Source organism: Methyloversatilis sp. XJ19-13, assembly GCF_024580155.1.
Lineage (GTDB): Bacteria > Pseudomonadota > Gammaproteobacteria > Burkholderiales > Rhodocyclaceae > Methyloversatilis.
The window spans coordinates 222001-241599 of the sequence record NZ_JANINH010000002.1 but is presented as its reverse complement, the minus strand read 5'-3'; the positions used below and the strand labels follow the sequence as shown (position 1 = coordinate 241599).

Sequence of the window (19599 nt, the reverse complement as noted above, 5' to 3'; positions counted from 1 at the left end):
CTTTGTTCAGGCGCCGGTCGTGCCGGCGATCTTCCGGGTGTAAGTGCGGGCAACGTAGGCGTCGACGATGCCGCGGAACTCGGCGGCGATGTTGTCGCCCTTCAGCGTGACGGTCTTTTCGCCGTCCTCGAATACCGGTGCCACCGGCGTCTCACCGGTGCCCGGCAGCGAAATGCCGATGTTGGCATGCTTGCTTTCACCCGGGCCATTCACGACGCAGCCCATCACGGCCAGCGTCATCCGTTCGACGCCGTCGTACTGCGTTTTCCAGTCAGGCATCCGGTCGCGCACATGGTTCTGGATGTCGGACGCCAGTTCCTGGAAGAAGGTTGAGGTGGTGCGTCCGCAGCCCGGACAGGCGGCGACCATAGGCGTGAAGGCACGCAGACCCATGGTCTGCAGCATTTCCTGCGCCACGATCACTTCCTTCGTGCGGTCACCGTTGGGTTCGGGCGTCAGCGACACGCGGATGGTGTCACCGATACCCTGTTGCAGCAGCACGGCCATCGCCGCGGTCGACGCCACGATGCCCTTGGACCCCATACCGGCTTCCGTCAGGCCCAGATGCAGGGGGTAATCGCAGCCCTTCGCGAGTTCGCTGTAGATGGCGATCAGGTCCTGCACGCCGCTGACCTTGCACGACAGGATGATGCGATCCGGCGAAAGACCCCACTCGACCGCTTGCGTCGCACTTTCAAGCGCCGACGTCACCATGGCTTCGCGCATCACTTCGATGGCGTCCTTGGGCTGCGGCCGGCGGGCGTTTTCGTCCATCACGCGCGCCAGCAAGGTCTGGTCAAGACTGCCCCAGTTCACGCCGATGCGCACCGGCTTGTCGTAACGGCAGGCGATTTCGATCAGCGCTGCGTACTGTTCGTCGCGCTTGCTGCCCTTGCCCACATTGCCCGGATTGATGCGCAGCTTGTCCAGTGCCTCGGCGCAGGCCGGATGTTCTCGCAGCAGCTTGTGACCGTTGAAGTGGAAGTCGCCCACGAGCGGCACATCCACATTCATCTTCAGCAACTGCTCGCGCACCTTGGGCACGGCGGCCGCGGCCTCCATCGTGTTCACCGTGATGCGCACGATTTCCGAACCGGCACGCGCCAGCTGGGCCACCTGGATGGCGGTCGAAATGTGGTCTTCGGTGTCGGTATTGGTCATTGATTGCACGACCACCGGCGCGGCCGAACCAATCGTGACGCCTGCGACCCTGACTGTACGTGTCGCGCGACGGACCAGCGCACTCATTGCTTGATCACCCATTACTCGAGCCTCAGTCGCGCGACATCAACCTTGATCGACGGCCCCAGGTCATGCGGCTGTCCATCGACCTTCAGGGTCACGGAACGCGCATTTCCGATGACCAGGGAGACCGGAAAGGTGGCATTTACCGTCCGCGTGCTGCCGCTCCGGTTCAGGTCCGACAGCAGGATGGCGTCACTGGCATCCCGGATTTCCACCCACGAGTCCGTGCTGAAGGTGAATTCAAGTCGGTGCTGCCCCGGTGCCGCCGCGGCAACGGCTTCCGGTGGCGTCGTGGTGGCGATCGCATCTGAGGCCGCATCACTCGACAATTCGGCCGGCGGCGGCAGCACATCGCTGGCCGACGCATCGACCTGATCGAAGCGGACACTGTCGGTTGCGTCCGGGGATGCGGGACCGTCGAGTGGCGACGGATCGATCCGGGAAATGTCCGCCTGCCCGGTGACCGGCACATCAGCTGGCCAGAACTCGAACCATACATAGAGGGCGAGGCCCGCCAGCACCGGAACGCTCATCGCAAGCAGCGGCAACAGCCACTTGCGCCGGGCAGACTGCACCGGCATGGCGACACCGACATTGGCCTGTTCGATCAACTGCGGCGTGGCGCGTACATGCTGCTGGTCGAGACTGCCGAGCAAAGTCTGCGCGTCCAGACCGATCAGCGCCGCGTAGTTGCGTATGAAACCTCGAACATAGGTCGGGCTCATCAGGCTGTCGAAATCGTCCGCTTCGATGGCTTCAACCTGACGCGGTGCCAGCTTGATCGCACGTCCGACACTGTCGATGGACATGCCGCGCGCTTCGCGCGCCTGCCTCAATCGCGTGCCGACCGAACCTGTGAGCGCGTCGCGCGGCAGATCGTCCACCTCGTCCTGCTCAGACATCAGTCGTAGTTCCCCTGCATCAGTTGCTGGTGTTCAGGCGTGCCCGCAAAGCGGCGGCGCAACTGGCTGGCGAAGCCGGCCTCCGACACCTTGTCGCCCAGTTTGCGTTCGATGCGCACGGCAAGCCAGAGACTTTCCGCCACCGAATCGCGCTGCGCGTGGAAATTGCTCAATTGCTTGCGCGCCTCGAGATAGCTGCCCTTGCGATACAGCAGTGCCGCCAGGTTGTAGATCGCCTGCGTATTGCCCGGATCGGCGTTGATCGCCAGCAGGAAATTGACTTCGGCGGTCTGCAGGTCGTTCCCCTGCAATGCGCACAGCCCGGCGTTCGTATAAGGACGGGTCGGGGAGGCATACAGCGGGTTCCTGATCGCCTCGTTGAACAGCTGCATCGCACGCGCGGTGTCGCCGTTCTGACACAGGAACCAGCCGTAGTTGTTGTTGATGTCCGGATCGCTCGACGCAAGCCGCAGCGCACGCTCGAAGTTGTCGCGCGCCTGCTGCTTCTCGCCAAGGTACATGTGCGCCAGCCCCATCAGGTTGTAGGCCGGACCGTAGGACGAATCGTCGCGCAGTGCGGTGCGCCCTTCTTCAAGCGCGATCGCAACATTTCCGGCCTCGAGGTAGGCCATGCCCAGCTCGGTATGCGATTTTGCCCGCGTGCGGGCCGCCCCCGTTACGATGGGTTCGATAGGCTTGTACTCCGACGACTGCGCACCGGTACGACTTTGCACGGTGGTGGTCGTATTCGGATTGCCCGTCGTGGAGCCGGTTGAATTCCCGCCCTGGCTGCCTGCGCATCCGGCGAGCAGGACGGCGAGCGACAGGATGGTCGCAACACCTGCTGAAAATCTGGTCACCGTGCTGGAACCTCCACGAGCGGAATGGTTTTCTGCGTACGTCGGGTGCGGTCGAGCACCTGGCCGGCAAGTTGCCCGCAAGCGGCATCGACATCGTCGCCGCGCGTCTTGCGGGTCGTCGTGACGATGCCTTCCGCCATCAGGATGTCTGAAAACGCACGGATGCGCTCTTTCGACGACCGCCCGAACGGCGCCGCAGGAAACGGGTTGAACGGAATCAGGTTGTACTTGCACGGCACCTGACGCGCAATCGCGACCAATTCGCGCGCATGGGCGTCGCTGTCGTTCACGCCGTCCAGCATCACGTATTCGAAGGTGATGAAATCGCGCGGCGCGTGATCGAGGTAGCGCACACAAGCGGCCAGCAGCTCGCGCAGTGGATACTTCCTGTTTATCGGCACAAGCTCATCGCGCAGCGCATCATTCGGCGCATGCAGCGATACGGCCAGTGCGACCGGGCAGGCTTCGCCGAGGCGGTCCATGGCCGGCACGATGCCGGAGGTCGACACCGTCACCCGACGACGCGACAAGCCGTAGGCGTTGTCGTCCAGCATCAGGCGCAGCGCCTTCACCGTGGCATCGAAATTGGCCAGCGGCTCGCCCATCCCCATCATCACGACGTTCGAGATCACACGTTCGCCGTCATTCTCGCCACCACGCACGGCGCCCAGCGCACGATTGGCCAACCACAGCTGACCGATGATTTCCGACACCTCGAGATTGCGATTGAAGCCCTGCTTGCCGGTCGAGCAGAACGCACAATCGAGCGCACAGCCCGCCTGGGTCGAAATGCACAGCGTGCCGCGACGCTCTTCGGGAATGAAGACGGTTTCGATGGCATTGCCGGCGCCGACATCGATCAGCCACTTGCGCGTGCCATCGGTGCTGGTGCTGTCGCGCACCGGCACCGGTGCCTCCACGCAGGCGATCTGCTCGAGTTTCGCGCGCAACGACTTGGCGACATCGCTCATCTGAGCGAACTCCCCCTCGCCGTTGCGGTGAATCCAGCGCATGACCTGCCGCGCGCGGAAGGGCTTTTCGCCAAGACCGGCGAAAAAGTCTGCGAACCCCTCGGCGTCGAACTGCAGCAGGTTGGTGCGGGTCACGCGGCGGCTCTCAGCGCGAGTAGACGTTCAGCGCGGGGAAGAAGTAGGCGATTTCGACGGCGGCGGTTTCCGGCGCGTCCGAGCCATGCACGGCGTTGGCATCGATCGAATCGGCGAAATCGGCGCGGATGGTGCCCGGCGCGGCCTTCTTCGGGTCAGTGGCACCCATCAGGTCGCGATTCTTGAGGATGGCGCCTTCGCCTTCCAGTACCTGGATCATCACGGGGCCGGAAATCATGAAATCGACCAGATCCTTGAAGAACGGACGCTCGCGGTGCACGGCGTAGAAACCTTCGGCCTCGGCGCGCGACAGCTGGGTCATGCGCGATGCGGCGATCTTGAGTCCGGCGTCTTCGAAGCGCTGGTAGATCTTGCCGATGACGTTCTTGGCGACGGCATCGGGCTTGATGATCGAAAGGGTGCGTTCTGCTGCCATGGTGAATCTCCGGAAAAGTGCTGCGGGACGTAGAAGGACAACCATAGAGTGTAGCAAGACCGGGGCTACAAGTCTTCGCTCTTGGCGTTGAGGATCGGCCGCCGGCTGTCCGATGGCGACCTCTTCAGGAAGTTATCGAAGTTTCAGTAATTACTGAAATTTGATGTACATTAATGAAACCGCAAACAGCCCTTGCAATCCACGCGTTCATGACACCCCTCGTACAGAGCTTTGTCGGCCACTTCGGCGAGATGGGCAGCCGCTGGGGCATCAATCGCACGGTCGGCCAGATCTACGCGCTGATCTTCGTGTCGCCGACTGCGCTGTGCGCCGACGAGATTGCGGACACGCTCGCCTGTTCGCGCTCGAATGTGAGCATGGGGCTGAAGGAACTGCAGTCCTGGCGGCTGGTGAAGATGAAGCATGTCGCGGGAGACCGGCGGGAATTTTTCGAGGCACCGACCGATGCGTGGGAAGTATTCCGGACGCTGGCCGAAGAACGCCGCCGGCGCGAGATGGAACCTACCCTGTCCATGCTGCGCAGCGCGCTGCTCGAAGAACCTGGCAGCGAAGCCGACCGCATTGCACAGGAACGCATGCGCAGCATGCACGATCTGATCGACCTGATGAGCACGTGGTTCGACGATGTGCAGCGGCTTGATGCCCAGACCCTCGCAAAACTGATGCGTATGGGTTCCAAGGTTCAGAAATTGCTGGAACTGACCGGCCAGCTCAAATCCGGCAGCAAGGAGTGACCTGATGGATCTCGATCCCGTCCTGCTGGCGCGCATCCAGTTTGCGGCCAATATCACCTTCCACATCCTGTTTCCGACCATCACGATCGCGCTCGGCTGGATGCTGCTGTTCATGCGCTGGCGCTGGCTGAAGACAAACCAGCGCCCCTGGCTGACGGCTTACCGCTTCTGGACCAAGGTTTTCGCACTCACCTTCGCGTTGGGCGTGGTCAGCGGTATCACGATGAGTTTCCAGTTCGGTACCAACTGGCCGGGTTTCATGGAAAGGGTCGGGAACATCGCCGGTCCGCTGCTGGGCTTCGAAGTGCTGACCGCCTTCTTCCTCGAGGCGACCTTCCTCGGTGTCATGCTGTTCGGTCATGGCCGTGTCAGCGAACGCATACATATGCTGGCCACCTTCCTGGTCGCCTTCGGCACCACGATGAGTGCTTTCTGGATCCTGGTGCTCAACTCCTGGATGCAGACGCCGGTCGGCTACGAAATCATCAATGGCGAATTCCACGTGACCAGCTGGCTGGAAATCATCTTCAATCCTTCCTTCCCGTGGCGATTCGCGCACATGCTGCTGGCGTCCTTCCTGACCATGTCCTTCCTGGTGGCGGGCGTTTCGGCCTGGCAGGTGCTGCGGCGCAAGGCGAATCCGTCCAGTGCGGTGGCGCTGCGTGCCGCACTGACGCTGGCCGCCCTGCTTATTCCGGTGCAGATTGTCGTGGGTGACATGCATGGCCTCAACACCCTGCAGCACCAGCCGCAGAAGATCGCTGCGATCGAGGGGGTGTGGGAGACCGAAAAGGGCGCCCCGTTGCTGCTGTTCGCACTGCCGAACGAGGCGGAACGGCGCAACGACCTCGCGATCGGCATTCCGAAGATGGCTTCTTTCATCCTGACCCACGAATGGGACGGCGAATTGAAAGGACTGAACGAGTTCGAGAATCATCCGCCGGTCAAACCGCTGTTTTTCGGTTTTCGCATCATGGTCGCCGTCGGCACGCTGATGTTGCTGGTCAGCTGGGTCGGCTGCTGGATACTGCGCCGCCACGGCTGGCAGCCCGAGCGGGCGCCGCGCTGGCTGATTGCGTCGATTGCCGGCATGACGTTTTCCGGCTGGGTGGCCACCGTCGCAGGTTGGTATGTGACCGAAATCGGCCGTCAGCCGTGGATCGTGCAGGGCCTGATCAAGACCGCGGACGTCGCGTCGTCGACGCCTGCGCCCTACATCGCGCTCACGCTGGCCGGCTATCTGATCACGTACGCCGCGCTGATCACCTGCTACATCGGCGTGCTGCGCTACATGGCTGAAAAGCCTTCCGACACCTACGACCCGGCGCCCACCGGCGGCGCGGCCGTGCTCGGTGGCGCGCAACTGGCGCGCAAGGCAGGTGACGCATGACCTGGGCCGAGTTTCTACCGGTCATCTTCATGGGCCTGATGGGCCTGTCGATGTTCCTCTATGTGGTACTGGACGGTTTCGACCTGGGTGTCGGCATGCTGCTGCATCGCGCCGACGACAGTCAGAAGGACATGATGATCGCGTCCATCGGACCGTTCTGGGACGCCAACGAAACCTGGCTGGTGCTCGGCGTCGGCATTCTGCTGATCGCCTTCCCGAAGGCACACGGCGTCGTGATGACTGCGCTTTATCTTCCGATCGCGCTGATGCTGATCGGGCTGATCCTGCGCGGCGTCGCCTTTGATTTCCGGGTCAAGGCGCAGGACACCCACAAGCCGCTGTGGAACCGCGGCTTCTTCATTGGCTCGACCGTCACGTCGGTGGCGCAGGGCTGGATGCTCGGACGATTCATCACCGGCTTCGCCGAAGGCGCCGTCTATGACCTGTTCGCGCTGGCCATCGCCATCGCCCTGCCCTGCGCCTACGTGTTGATGGGCGCCAGCTGGCTGGTACTGAAGACGGACGGCGAACTGCAGCGTCGCGCTGCACAGTGGGGCCGGACTGCCCTGATACCGGTGATCATCGGCATGGGCCTGATCTCGCTGGCCACGCCCTGGGTCAGCAGCACGGTGGCCGAACGCTGGTTCAGCCTGCCGCAACTCATCGGTCTGCTGCCCATACCGTTCGCCACCTTCGCCTGCTTCGTGGCGCTGTGGTGGACGCTGTCGGGCGCGCGCGCATTGGGTACGCTGTGCTGGCTGCCGTTCATCCTGACGATCGGCGTGTTCCTCATGGGGGGGCTGGGCCTGGCCTACAGCCTCTATCCGTATGTCGTGATGGACCGCATCACGATCTGGCAGGCTGCCAGTTCAACAGCAGCCCTCAACCTCATCCTTGCCGGCTGCGCCTTCACGGTGCCGGCCATACTGGGTTACACCTTCTTCGCCCATCGCGTGTTCTGGGGCAAGGCCACCGAACTGCGCTACGGCTGACCGGCTGAGGGGCAGACGCCGCATGGCCTCCGCCCCTCAGCCGCAGCGCAGCATGTCGCGCCCCAAATTCCGGAATTTCTTCGCGCAATCATCGTCCCTGCAGCGTGAAGAAATGCTTCAAGTATCCGGCCGTAGCGTCCGCTAACCACGAATCCACAGGGCGTGCCGATCGCCTTGCTACAGGTTCGCCACAAGCGGACGCATAAAGGGGGAATAAAAAAATGCTGAACAGCCTTTTCGGGTCGAACTTGCATCAGGAAATCCAGAAGATTGCAGACAACGCATCGCGTGGTGACGGCTACGCACCTCCGGCCGGTGGCGGCGCACGACAGCGCGCGTTGCTGGGTTCGCTGGCGAATGCGCTGAATGGCCTGAGAAAGGGATTGCACGACGCGGAAGAGCAGGTTCGGCAGCTGGAAGGCGATCTCGCGGCCACGAAGGCTGAGCTGAATGAAGCCCGTGAGGCGGGTGATCAGGCGCGTACGCGCAGCGAAATGATGGCATCGGTGTCCGATGCGGGTTTGTGGGAAGCCACGCCCGGCGACAGCCGCACGCTGGATACGAAAGCGCCTGTCTGGTGGTCCGACACCGTGCGTCACATGCTGGGCTTCGACAGCGAAGCCGACTTTCCGAACCGGCTCGAGAGCTGGTCGAGCCGTCTGCACCCGGATGATCGCAAAGCCACTCTGGAGGCACTGAGCCACGCCTGGTGTAACCGTCGTGATGGCAGCTGGCCCGATATGCAGTACCGGATCGCAGCCAAGGATGGCAGCTACCGGTGGATGCGTGGCCGCGTCGTGACAGCCTTAGATGCGTCCGGCCAGTCCCTGCGCATTGCCGGTTCGATGACCGACATCACGCAGCGCCGGGAAGACGAAGCCATGCTTGACATCACGTTGACCCGCTTCACGCTGGCCAGCGAAATGCTCAACGACGGCATCTGGGACCTCGACGTCGTCGCCGGCGACCCGGTCAATCCGTCGAACACCTTCTGGTGGTCGGACCAGTTCCGCCAGCTGGTCGGATTCGAGACCGAAGAGGAGTTTCCGAACGTACTCGACAGTTGGGCTTCGCGTCTGCATCCGGACGAGAAGCAGGCTGTGTTCAAGGCCTTCATCGACCATCTGATGGACCGCAGCGGCCGCACGCCCTACTGCATCGACTACCGGCTGCGCTGCAAGGACAACCAGTACCGCTGGTTCCGCGCCCGCGGCCGTACCCGGCGCGCCGCCGACGGCACGCCGCTGCGTGCCGTCGGGGCGCTGACCAGCATCGATAGCGAACTGAACGAACGCCATCTGCAGGAACTGGAACTGAACCAGCGCCAGCAGCTGAAGGATAACGTGCAGAAGATTCACGAAATCGTCACCACGATCCGCGACATTGCCAGCCAGACGAACCGTCTGGCACTCAATGCCGCGATCGAGGCAGCGCGCGCCGGTGATGCCGGTCGCGGTTTTTCGGTGGTGGCCGACGAGGTGCGCACACTGTCCGAACGCACGCGCGAAGCGACCGAACAGATTGCCCACATCATTCCGTCGGAGGAAGCCAGCCGCTGAAACAGGCGCTCAGGCAGATCGATCCGCCCCCCGGGCGTAGCGGCTACTTGATCGAAAAATCGGCGCGAGCCGGTGATGTCCTGGCATCACTTGCTTTCTCGCCGGTTTTCGCCATCGTGTTTGGCGCAATGACAAACAGCCGTGCGTCATCGATCTTCGCCTGCTGTGCAAGATAGTCCTTCACCGCCTGCGCACGCGCCAGACCGAGCAGGCGAAGATCTTCATCGCTCACTTCGGTATTGGTGAGCAGGAGTGTTTCCATCTCGCCGACCGGCAGGCTTTTCGTCAGCCCGACAATATTGCGCGGCTTCGGAAACGACGCCGCCTTGTATACCCTCTCCAGCAGATCCGGGTACTCCGCCGGATCAACCACCACCTCGTCGACCGGCACCTTGGTTTTCGCCGCCTTGACCGCCTTCACCTTGTTGTCGAGCAGAGCGCGGCGATACCCCTCGACGTCGGTCGCGCGGTCGGTACGGCCGGTGACTTCGATCTTCAGCGCCGGCCGGTCGGCCAGCGCCTTGCCGAGTGTGTCGAGCTTGCCGCGCGCGGTGTCGCCAAGCGAAGCCCGTCCGGGTTCGAACGCGACGTGGTCGAGGTCGGCCTCCGAGCCGAACAGCGACCCGAGCAGCGCAAATGGCGATGTGACGGCCTTGACGATCAGGTTCACGATCACCTTCACCACCAGACCACCGATCGAGAACTGTGGATCGGACAGCGACCCGCTGATCGGCAGATTGATGTCGATGACGCCGTTGCGGTCCTTCAGCAGCGACACGGCAAGAAGGATCGGTGCCTTGATCGCGTCCGGACTGTCGACCGGCGCGCCAAAGGTGAGCTGGTCGAGCACCACATTGTTCTGTGCCGTGAGCTGGTCATTCTCGATCTTGTAGGCGATGCTGACGCTCAGCTTGCCCTTCTCGATGCCGTAGCCCACGTACTTGCCCGAGTACGGGGACAGCGGCGCCAGCTCGATGCCGCGCGCATTCGCCTTGATGTCGAGGAACAGCGGTCCGGCCAGCGGATTGATGCGGCCCGTGATGTCGATCGGCGCCGAACCTTCGACCACGCCGCGCAGTTCGACTTCACCTGCGGTACCCGACTTCGAACTGAGGCCGGATACCCGTCCGCCGAGCTTCGAAAGTTGCGCGCGGTAGTTCGGCTTGATGAAGAAGTCGCTGAAATCGACCTGTCCGCCCTGCAGTACGATCGTCTTCACGTCAACCGGCGGCCGCGCCGCATCGATCATCTTCGCCAGCGCCGCACCCTGTGAGAGAGGTGGCTTGGGCGCCGGAGGAGGCGCGGCAACGACCGGAGCGGCCGGCGGTGCAACGGACGTGGCGGCGCTGGCCGGCTGCTTCACGATATCCTGCAGATTGAGCCGGCCCTCTTTTGAAAGAATGATGCGAGCGAAGTAATCGGACAGCGCAACCTCTCCGACCGACAGCGACGACAGCAGATCGGGTTTGCTGCTGTCGAGCTTCAATGCCACCGCACCGATGAAAAGCGTGCGCCACTTCAGCAGGTCGGAGGCATGGATCTTGTCGGTCAGATGTACATCGGCCACCGTCGTCTCGCCGTTCCACGACAGGGCCCAGGTCCCCGCTGGTGCGACCTGCACGCCCAGATCACCGCGCAAGCTGACATTGCCGCGCAGAAGTTCGGCGTTGAGCCGCTCGGCCATCCAGGGTTGCCCGGCCAGCAGGTCAAGACGGCGCGCGTCCAGTTTGAGGCTGGCTGACACCGGCTGCAGCGAAAAGCCGCCGCGCGCACCGAACAGGCCGCCCGCCGCATCGCGGAACGCCAGGTCGATACGTGACTTTAGGGTCTTGTCCGTGCCGATGTTGTCCACCGTCAGCGCGATCTTGTCCAGTTCGACCACACCAGGCTTGGCCAGCGTGCGGTCTTCGAACCGGACCGCACCCTCCTTCAGGCGGAAAGCGCCAAGCAAGGCGGTCCACGGCGCACCGTTCGGCTGAGGGTCGCCCGCTGTCGATGCCGCAGCCAGGGGCGGCGGCGCCGCCGTGACAAGTCCTGCGAGATCGATGTTGCCATCGGCTTCACGCACCGCGCGCAATTTCGGATGCACGATATCGAACGCGTCCGCCTTCACCGTGCGGGCCGCCAGATCCACTGTCGCGCCGGACAGCACGATATCGTCAGCCTGAACGAAAGGCTGCCTGGCGCCCTTGCGCACCAGCTTGAGCCCGCCGACCCCCGCTTCAGTCACCGTCACTTCACCCTGCGGCACGCCCTCGACCAGCGCGATCTTCAACTTCGCGCCGAACCGCGCCTGCGCCTGCTCGATCATGAAGTCGAGCGATGTCGGCAGATAGCCGGCAAAGCGCGGGACATCCAGGCTGGCGACGGACAGCTCCCCGTCGGCAGTCATTGTCGCGGCCGTCACACGGGCATCCACCTTGATCTGCAGGCCGCCATCGCCCTTTGCGTCCACCACCAGCGTAGCCGGCGCTTCGCCCTGCAGCGAAAAGTCGCGGAGCACGACGTCGATCGGTTCAACGACGAAGGCGAACGGGCGTAACGGCACCGCATCGACGACGCCGATGCGGGCCTGCACCACTTCGAGTAGCGTGATCCTGATGTCCGGCTTCGTGGCGGCTGCAGGCTGCGCAGTGGCCGCGGTGGTGGCCGGGGCAATATCGGTCGGCGCCGTCCCGCCCGATGGCACGAGCGACAACAGGTTGAGGCGACCGTCCTTTGCACGCGCGACATCGATATCCGGCTGGTCGATGCGAACGCTGGCGATGTCGACCTTGCCGATCAGCGGTTCAATCTCGTTCAATACGACGTCGAGCGCCGGCAGCTTGATCAGCGCGGAACCGGCCTTGTCGTCAAGTTTCAGATCATGCAGCCCCAGCGTTCCACGCAGCGTGATGCGCGGCTCGCCATCCAGCGGCTGCCGGAAACCGATCTCGATGTCGGTATCGAGCGTGCCGCTGGCGATGCGGAAGTCCAGCGGTACCGGCGAGTATTCGTCGCTTCGCGCCAGATTGAGTGCCTTCAGTTCCAGCTTGAGCGTCGCTTCGCGCTCGTCGGTGAAGGGTCGTACTTTGCCTTGCAGCGCAAACGCGGCGTCATTGACCCGCGCGGAAATCGACGGCTCGACATGAAGTGCCACGTCCGACGGCAGATTGGATACGAAGGGCAAACCGATTTCGATGTTGCTGATCGTGTGCTGACGCCCCAGAGGCTGGTCATCGATGTCGATGTGACCGCCGCGCAGCACGATGTTGTTGATCGAGAAGCGCGCTGGCTCGTCATCGGTCGAGGGCTGATCGAGAATCTTGTTCAGCACGTCGCTGAAGTTGTAGGTCGACGCATCGATGCGTGCCAGACGAATGTGCGGCTGATCGATCTCCACCGAGCGAACGATCGGCGCACCACGGAACAGCGAAGACCACTCGACATCTACCGCCAGCCGGGCAAGGCTCAGCGCCTCGGTTTCCTCGTTCGACTCCAGGATGCGCAAGCCGGCCAGCGACAGTTCGAGCGTATAGGGATTGATCGAAACCTCTTGCAGGGTGACCTGCCGGCCGAGAAATTCCGAGCCATGCTTTTCCGCCAGTGACCGCACGATGTGCGGCGCTGCAAGGAATCCGAACAGGCCGAACAGGACCAGAAAAATGATCAAACCGATCAGAGTCTTGCGAAGGCGTGGGCGGGAATCAAGAATGTGGACAGGCATGCTGCATCCATCGGGCACGGGGAAAACGGAGCGTATCACCGCCCGGCACCGTCGGCGCCCCGGGAATCCGCGATGACCGATGGCGCGGACGGCACTCAAGTGCAGGTGGATCCGGGCCGATAACCCGAACGAATCTCCTACTTCCGGACACACCGCCGTTTATGTCAGACCTCATCGGATCAGTCGCCAATCTCACCGGATACCGCGACCGTGATCTCATTGACAGTACCTTTGTTTCGGTGCTCGGGGACTGGCTCGACCCGCTGCGTTTGAATCTGTATCGCTGCGTTGGTGACGGATCAGATCTGCGTCTTGTGCTGCAGGCCGGTATGGAAAAAGGTCAAGGCATGGTTGCCGTCGACCCTTCCTGGACGCCGCTCGAAGCGCTGCCACAACTGACTTCACGCCCCCAGTTCGAGCAGGCTTTCGCACAGGACGAACCGCTGCTTGATCTGCCGCTGGACGACGACGATGGTCCGTGGCTCAATCTTTTTGCCGTCTGGGCCGGGCCGCGACGCTTCGGCATCATCGAGCTGATCAGCGAGCAGCCACTGTTGCCGGTGCAGCTGCGCCTGGTGAGCGGCCTGCTGAAGATCTATCGCAATCAGATCACGCTGCTCGATTACAGCGAACGCGACAGCCTGACAGGCTTGCTGAACCGAAAAACCTTTGACGAACAGTTCCTGAAGTGCATTGAACCGACGAAGGACGACAGGCCCTTGTCATGGTGGCTGGGCGTAATAGACATCGATCATTTCAAACGGGTGAATGACAATTTCGGCCACCTGATCGGCGACGAAGTGTTGCTGCTGGTTGCGCGCCTGCTGCGCAGTGCGTTTCGCCAGAGCGAACAACTCTATCGTTTCGGCGGCGAAGAATTCATCGTGCTGTTGCGCGCCGAACACGAAGGTGAAGCCATGCTCGCATTCGAGTTCTTTCGCGAACAGCTTTCCGGCTTCAGCTTCCCGCAGGTCGGCACGGTCACCGCGAGCGTGGGATTCACCCGGGTCCGCGAAATGGACAACGCGAGCAGCGCAGTCGACCGGGGCGACCGCGCCGTCTATCACGCAAAGAAGCACGGTCGCAATCAGGTGCATTCGCACGAGGCGCTGCTGCGCAGCGACGAATTGCTCGAAATCGACAACTCTGGCGCAATCGAACTGTTCTGAATCGCCGGGCTGCGATCGATCGCAACGAAATGCGCGTTTGAAGAGAGGGGAAAAAGAAAAGGGCCGCATGAGCGGCCCTCCCTTTGACCGAGGCACATGCTGTGCCCCGGTTATTGCTGGCGGAGTGGACGGGACTCGAACCCGCGACCCCCGGCGTGACAGGCCGGTATTCTAACCAACTGAACTACCACTCCTTGTTGGTGCCGGCACTAGCATTTCCGGACTCACTTTACTGACCAGCGGTATCACTGGCGTCCCCACGGGGATTCGAACCCCGGTACCTACCGTGAAAGGGTAGTGTCCTAGGCCTCTAGACGATGGGGACCTAGTATTTACTGCTTTTGCTGCTTCTCTTTCGCCTGGTGGAGGTAAGCGGGATCGAACCGCTGACCTCTTGCATGCCATGCAAGCGCTCTCCCAGCTGAGCTATACCCCCGTCGAAAGAGACGCGCATTATAAGCAGTCCGGACGCTTTGTAAAGTGAGCCGGGCGATTATTTTTGTCCGATCAGTACGCGTATTCCGTGTGAGTAGCGAATCTGACTATCGGCGGCCAGCGCGCTTTCAGATAAAAGGCGGTGGCAGCAGCTTGCCTGGATTCATCAGGGCTTGCGGATCGAGTGCGCGTTTCACCGCACGCATCAGGTCGAGCTCCACCGGACTTTTGCACGCAGCCAGCAGTTGCGGCTTGAGCTGTCCGATCCCGTGCTCGGCAGATACCGATCCCGCCAACTCGCGCACCGTTTCATAGACAAGTGCGTTGGCGGTTGCTGCGTCGGCCAGCAGCCGCGCGTTGTCTTCTGCCTGCGGGAAAGACAGGTTGTAGTGCAGGTTGCCATCGCCGGCATGGCCAAACACCACGATACGTATGCCGGGCAATGCCCGAAAGATGCGTTCCCCGGCCTGATCGATGAAACAAGGAATCGCGCTGACCGGCACACTGATGTCGTGCTTCACGCTGAAACCCTCGATGCGCTGCGCCTCGGAAATGTTCTCGCGCAGTGCCCACAGCGCAGTCGCCTGCGCAAGATCCTGCGCGATCACCGCGTCGCGCATCACGCCCTGCTCCATCAGCTTGCCCAGCAGCTCAGCCAGGCGTTCATCGAGCCCGGGTTGGTTGCCTGACAGTTCGATCAGCGCATACCAGGGCGAAATGCCAGGCAACGGGTCGCGCGCGTGGGGCATGTGCTTGAGTACCAGCGTCAGCGCCTCGCGCCCGACCAGTTCGAACGCGTTCAGCACATCGCTTGCCTGTGCGCGCAGATGCGCCAGTACATCGATGCCGCGTTGCGCATCATCCAGTGCCACCCAGGCCAGTGCGGAATGCGCCGGCAGCGGCGACAGCTTCAACACGGCAGCGCTGATGAAGCCCAGCGTGCCCTCGGCGCCGATGAACAGGTGTTTGAGGTCGTAGCCGGTATTGTCCTTGCGCAAGGCGCGCAGGCCGTCCCAGACGCGACCGTCGGGCAGCACGACTTCCAGCCCGAGCACCTGGTCGCGCGCATTACCGTGACGCAACACATGCACGCCGCCCGCGTTGGTCGACAGGTTGCCGCCGATTTCGCATGAGCCTTCCGACGCGAGGCTGAGCGGAAACAGCAGGCCCGCGTCGCGGGCAGCCGCCTGAACGGCAGCCAGTTTGCAGCCGGCTTCGACAATGATCGACGCGTTGTCGCGATCCAGCTCACGGATGCGATTCAGGCGCGACAGATTGACCAGTACCTCGCCCTGCCCTGCACGCGGCGTGGCGCCGCCGCACAGGCCGGTGTTGCCACCCTGCGGCACCATGGGAAGGCCGGCATCGGCGCACAGCCGCACCACGCGAGACAGATCTTCCGTCGTCGCGGGTCGCACGACGCACAGCGCATCACCGGTGTAGCGGCCGCGCCAGTCAGTCAGGTACGGTGCGGTATCGGCAGCCGTCGTCAGCACGTGAGCGTCGCCAACTACACCGCGCAGCCCGGCGAGCGCGTCAGCGAGGCGCTCGCGCTCCATCGTCAGTCCTCGATGACCAGCTCGGCATACAGGTCATGCACGTCGCAGTCGGTGATGCGTACGCGTACGAAGTCGCCGACATCGAGGTCCTGACCGTCGAGGATGTGCACCAGACCGTCGATGTCCGGCGCATCGCCCTCGCTGCGCGCCACGGCGCCATCGTCATCCACTTCGTCGACGAGCACGATCATTTCGCGATCGATCTTCTCTTCCAGCCGCTGCGTGCTGATGTCTTCCTGAAACTCCATCAGACGCTGCCTGCGCTCTTCGCGCACCTCTTCCGGCACTGCACCCGGCAGATCGTTGGCGGTCGCTCCATCGACCGGGGAATAGGCGAAACAGCCAACGCGGTCCAGCCGCGCTTCGCCGAGGAACTGCAGCAGCTCTTCGAATTCGGCGTCTGTTTCGCCCGGAAAGCCGGCGATGAAGGTACTGCGTATCGTGATGTCCGGACAGATTTCGCGCCAGGCGCGGATGCGTTCGAGATTGTTCTCGGCATTGGCCGGCCGCTTCATCGCCTTCAGGATGCGCGGGCTGGCGTGCTGGAACGGCACGTCGAGATAGGGAAGTATCTTGCCTTCCGCCATCAGCGGCAGGATGTCGTCGACATGCGGATACGGGTATACATAATGCATGCGCACCCAGATGCCCAGTTCGCCCAGCGCACTTGCCAGGTCGTACAGCTTGGTGCGCAGCGGCTTGCCGCCCCAGAACCCGGTGCGGTACTTCACATCGACGCCATAGGCGCTGGTGTCCTGCGACACGATCAGCAGTTCGCGCACGCCGGCATCGCGCAGCGTTTCGGCTTCGCGCATGACATCGCCGATCGGCCGGCTGACCAGATCGCCGCGCATCGACGGAATGATGCAGAAGCTGCAGCGGTGGTTGCAGCCTTCGGAAATCTTCAGATAGGCATAGTGCGACGGCGTCAGGCGGATGCCTTGAGGTGGCACCAGATCGGTGAACGGGTCATGCGGCTTGGGCAGATGGCGATGCACCGCATTCATGACCTCCTCGGTCGCGTGCGGACCGGTCACGGCCAGTACCTGCGGGTGCGTTTCCAGCACCTGCTGGCGCTTCGGGCCTTCGGCGCCCATGCAGCCGGTCACGATGACCTTGCCGTTCTCGGCCAGCGCCTCGCCGATTGCATCGAGCGACTCCTCCACCGCAGCATCGATGAAGCCACAGGTATTCACCACAACGATGTCGGCACCGTCATAGGTCGGTGAAATGTCGTAGCCCTCGGAGCGCAGCCGGGTCAGGATGGATTCGGAGTCTACCGTGGCCTTGGGACACCCCAGGCTGAGGAAGCCCACACTCGGATTCTTGCTCATGAAGCACTCGATAGGAAATCAACGCGCAAGTATACCGCCCCGCTCGTCCCGGACCGGCGATCGGACGTGGTCGATCATGTCGAGCGGCAAATCGGCGTGCGGCGGCATCGAATCAAGGCGGCGAAATCCCATCGATCCGAGCATGCGGAGCGACGTCAGATTGTCGCGATGCACTGCAGCATGCACGGGCCGTTCGTCGCCCAGACTGGCGAGAAACCCGAGTACGGACAGACAGGCTTCGCGGGCGAATCCGTGCCCCCAATGCGCCCGGGAGAGGAAGTAGCCGATCTGCAGGTCGCCGTTGCGCCGTTGCCCGAGTTGCAGGAAGCCGACCGGTTCGCCTGTTCTGAGACGAATCACATGCTTGATGCGGTGGGCGTCGTTGGCGACCACGCTGCGCACCCAGCGCCCGGCATCGAATGGCTGCGGAATGTCCGGGATGTACCGGAAAATCGACGCGTCGGCCGCGATCAGCGCAAGATCGGATGCGTCGTCGTGAGTCATCGGCACCAGCACCAGCCGATCGGCGAGCAGGCAGGCATTGATCAACGCGACAGCTCCGCAAACAAAAGAGCCGATCCTGCGGATCGGCTCTGAGTGGTTCGCACCATCTTCCGTTGCCGCTTACTTGGTCGGCGGCGGACCCTTGTCGCCACTTTGCGGCGGCGTGAAGCCCGGAAACTTGAAGCCGGACATCATGGAGCGCGTCTGTTGTTCGATCTGTTCCTGCATCTGCACGAACATGCGCTTGCTCTGTTCCATGTAGGCGCCCATCATGCTTTGCATGGCGGGACCCTGGAAGTTCAGGAACTGTGCCCACAGATCCTTGCTCATGGCGTTGTTGTCACCATAGATGGCGCGCGCCTGATCCTGCAGTTTGGACTGTACGTCGGTGAAGGCCTTGATGTTGCCCTCCAGATATTTGCCCATCATGCCCTGCATCGCGTTGCCATAGAAGCGGATCATCTGCGACAGCAGGTCAGACGTGAACATCGGCACGCCTTCACTCTCTTCTTCGATGATGATCTGAAGCAGGATGCTGCGCGTGAGGTCATCGCCGGTCTTCGCGTCGACCACCTGGAATTCCGCGTTCTCGAGGACCAGTTCCTTCACGTCGGACAACGTAATGTAGGAACTCGTACGGGTGTCGTAAAGCCGGCGGTTGGGGTATTTCTTGATCAGCCTGTGGGTGGAACTGGTCCCCTCGCGGCTTTGCGAAACGCTCATTGTGTCCTGTCCTCGCTCGTTGGCTCTTCGTCGGGACGGTGGGTTCCGTCCGCTACATTTTTTTGATCATACAGCAAGCAAAGGCCTTATGCGGCAGTGCCGCATAAGGCCTTTGGTTCAATGCTTGGTACAACAGTTCTTTACGATCTAACCTTACTGGTAATACAGCCCGCCGTTGATGTTCAGCGTTGCGCCGGTCACGTAGCCTGCGAGCTCCGACGCAAGATAGGACACCGCCGCACCGATCTCTTCCGGCTTGCCGAGACGCTTCATCGGCACCGAGTCGATGATGCTCTGACGGATATCGTCGCGGATAGACATGACCATTTCAGTGCCGACATAGCCCGGCGAAATGGCATTGACGGTGACGCCCTTGGTGGCCATTTCAGCCGCCAGCGCCTTGGTGAAGCCGATCACGCCAGCCTTGGCGGCCGAGTAGTTCGTCTGACCTGCCTGACCCTTGACGCCATTGACCGACGAAATGTTGATGATGCGTCCCCAGCCACGCTCGGCCATGCGGCCGGCAACCTGATGGGTCACGTTGAACAGGCTGTCGAGATTGGTGGTCAGCACGGCGTCCCACTGACCCTTGTCCATCTTCGAAAAGAACTTGTCGCGGGTGATGCCGGCGTTGTTGACGACGACATCAACGGGTCCGAAATCCTGCTCGACCTTTTCGATCATGGCCTTGCAGGATTCGTAGTCCGACACGTCACCTTCGGCAGCCTTCAGGTCAAAACCTTCCGTCTGCATCTTCGTCAGCCATTCGTCCTTCTGCGGGAAACCCGGCAGACAGTTGGCCACCACGGTGTAGCCGTCCTTTGCCAGTGCCTTGCAGATTGCCGTTCCCAGGCCGCCCATACCGCCGGTTACCAGCGCCACTCTTTTCGTCATCACTCATCTCCCAGCCAGCTGCGTCAGTGA

16 protein-coding genes and 3 tRNA genes are annotated in these 19599 nt (G+C 62.4%); 5 read left to right on the top strand and 14 right to left on the bottom strand.

The window, feature by feature from the left end:
* Positions 1 to 6: 6 nt before the first annotated feature.
* Genes ispG through ndk form a run of 5 tightly spaced genes read right to left on the bottom strand, consistent with a single transcriptional unit; the run spans position 7 to position 4549 of the window.
* A complete protein-coding gene (ispG, locus tag NMQ14_RS03655; protein WP_257093571.1) occupies positions 7 to 1263 on the bottom strand; it encodes a flavodoxin-dependent (E)-4-hydroxy-3-methylbut-2-enyl-diphosphate synthase in 1257 nt (418 codons plus the stop codon).
* On the bottom strand, positions 1263 to 2147 hold the full coding sequence (locus NMQ14_RS03650; RefSeq protein ID WP_257093569.1) for a RodZ domain-containing protein: 885 nt from the start codon (positions 2145 to 2147) through the stop codon (positions 1263 to 1265). The genes ispG and NMQ14_RS03650 overlap by 1 nt, the downstream gene beginning before the upstream one ends.
* The gene (pilW, locus tag NMQ14_RS03645) at positions 2147 to 3007 is read right to left on the bottom strand and encodes a type IV pilus biogenesis/stability protein PilW (protein ID WP_257093566.1); all 861 of its coding nucleotides are present in this window, start codon (positions 3005 to 3007) and stop codon (positions 2147 to 2149) included. The genes NMQ14_RS03650 and pilW overlap by 1 nt, the downstream gene beginning before the upstream one ends.
* A complete protein-coding gene (rlmN, locus tag NMQ14_RS03640) occupies positions 3004 to 4113 on the bottom strand; it encodes a 23S rRNA (adenine(2503)-C(2))-methyltransferase RlmN (RefSeq protein ID WP_257078458.1) in 1110 nt (369 codons plus the stop codon). The genes pilW and rlmN overlap by 4 nt, the downstream gene beginning before the upstream one ends.
* A 10-nt stretch (positions 4114 to 4123) precedes the next feature.
* Positions 4124 to 4549 carry a nucleoside-diphosphate kinase gene (gene ndk / locus NMQ14_RS03635; protein WP_069037375.1) on the bottom strand — a complete coding sequence of 142 codons (426 nt, stop codon included), beginning with the start codon at positions 4547 to 4549 and terminating at the stop codon, positions 4124 to 4126.
* A 209-nt stretch (positions 4550 to 4758) separates the two neighbouring features.
* Between ndk and NMQ14_RS03630 the strand changes: the two genes are divergently transcribed.
* The 4 genes from NMQ14_RS03630 (at position 4759) to NMQ14_RS19695 (ending at position 9245) form a co-directional block, all read left to right on the top strand.
* On the top strand, positions 4759 to 5304 hold the full coding sequence (locus NMQ14_RS03630) for a GbsR/MarR family transcriptional regulator (RefSeq protein WP_069037376.1): 546 nt from the start codon (positions 4759 to 4761) through the stop codon (positions 5302 to 5304).
* A gap of 4 nt (positions 5305 to 5308) precedes the next feature.
* Entirely contained in the window at positions 5309 to 6694 is a 1386-nt protein-coding gene (locus tag NMQ14_RS03625) for a cytochrome ubiquinol oxidase subunit I (RefSeq protein ID WP_257093564.1), read from the top strand.
* Positions 6691 to 7686, top strand: coding sequence for a cytochrome d ubiquinol oxidase subunit II (locus tag NMQ14_RS03620; protein ID WP_257093562.1), 996 nt, complete (start codon positions 6691 to 6693; stop codon positions 7684 to 7686). Before NMQ14_RS03625 ends, NMQ14_RS03620 begins: the two co-directional genes overlap by 4 nt.
* Positions 7687 to 7907: 221 nt before the next feature.
* Positions 7908 to 9245: a PAS domain-containing protein gene (locus tag NMQ14_RS19695; RefSeq protein ID WP_306441055.1), complete on the top strand. Its 1338-nt coding sequence runs from the start codon at positions 7908 to 7910 to the stop codon at positions 9243 to 9245.
* A gap of 43 nt (positions 9246 to 9288) precedes the next feature.
* Here NMQ14_RS19695 and NMQ14_RS03605 read toward each other — a convergent pair whose 3' ends face one another.
* Positions 9289 to 12951 carry a DUF748 domain-containing protein gene (locus tag NMQ14_RS03605; RefSeq protein WP_257093560.1) on the bottom strand — a complete coding sequence of 1221 codons (3663 nt, stop codon included), beginning with the start codon at positions 12949 to 12951 and terminating at the stop codon, positions 9289 to 9291.
* Between the two features lie 347 nt (positions 12952 to 13298).
* Between NMQ14_RS03605 and NMQ14_RS03600 the strand changes: the two genes are divergently transcribed.
* Positions 13299 to 14120 carry a GGDEF domain-containing protein gene (locus tag NMQ14_RS03600; protein ID WP_257093558.1) on the top strand — a complete coding sequence of 274 codons (822 nt, stop codon included), beginning with the start codon at positions 13299 to 13301 and terminating at the stop codon, positions 14118 to 14120.
* Positions 14121 to 14237: 117 nt separating this feature from the next.
* Here the strand turns inward: NMQ14_RS03600 and NMQ14_RS03595 are convergent.
* The 8 genes from NMQ14_RS03595 to NMQ14_RS03560 form a co-directional block, all read right to left on the bottom strand.
* Positions 14238 to 14314, bottom strand: a tRNA-Asp gene (locus NMQ14_RS03595).
* Between the two features lie 55 nt (positions 14315 to 14369).
* Positions 14370 to 14445 (bottom strand) — tRNA-Glu (locus NMQ14_RS03590).
* Between the two features lie 35 nt (positions 14446 to 14480).
* A tRNA-Ala gene (locus NMQ14_RS03585) sits at positions 14481 to 14556 on the bottom strand.
* Positions 14557 to 14683: 127 nt separating this feature from the next.
* Complete coding sequence (locus tag NMQ14_RS03580) at positions 14684 to 16114, bottom strand: FAD-binding oxidoreductase (RefSeq protein ID WP_257093556.1); 1431 nt, start codon at positions 16112 to 16114, stop codon at positions 14684 to 14686.
* A gap of 2 nt (positions 16115 to 16116) precedes the next feature.
* Positions 16117 to 17448, bottom strand: a complete 1332-nt coding sequence (rimO, locus tag NMQ14_RS03575; RefSeq protein WP_257093554.1) for a 30S ribosomal protein S12 methylthiotransferase RimO — start codon at positions 17446 to 17448, stop codon at positions 16117 to 16119.
* Between the two features lie 18 nt (positions 17449 to 17466).
* On the bottom strand, positions 17467 to 17997 hold the full coding sequence (locus NMQ14_RS03570; protein WP_257093549.1) for a GNAT family N-acetyltransferase: 531 nt from the start codon (positions 17995 to 17997) through the stop codon (positions 17467 to 17469).
* A 75-nt stretch (positions 17998 to 18072) separates the two neighbouring features.
* Complete coding sequence (gene phaR, locus NMQ14_RS03565; protein ID WP_257093547.1) at positions 18073 to 18675, bottom strand: polyhydroxyalkanoate synthesis repressor PhaR; 603 nt, start codon at positions 18673 to 18675, stop codon at positions 18073 to 18075.
* A gap of 153 nt (positions 18676 to 18828) precedes the next feature.
* Positions 18829 to 19569 carry a beta-ketoacyl-ACP reductase gene (locus NMQ14_RS03560; RefSeq protein WP_069037385.1) on the bottom strand — a complete coding sequence of 247 codons (741 nt, stop codon included), beginning with the start codon at positions 19567 to 19569 and terminating at the stop codon, positions 18829 to 18831.
* Between the last annotated feature and the right edge of the window lie 30 nt (positions 19570 to 19599).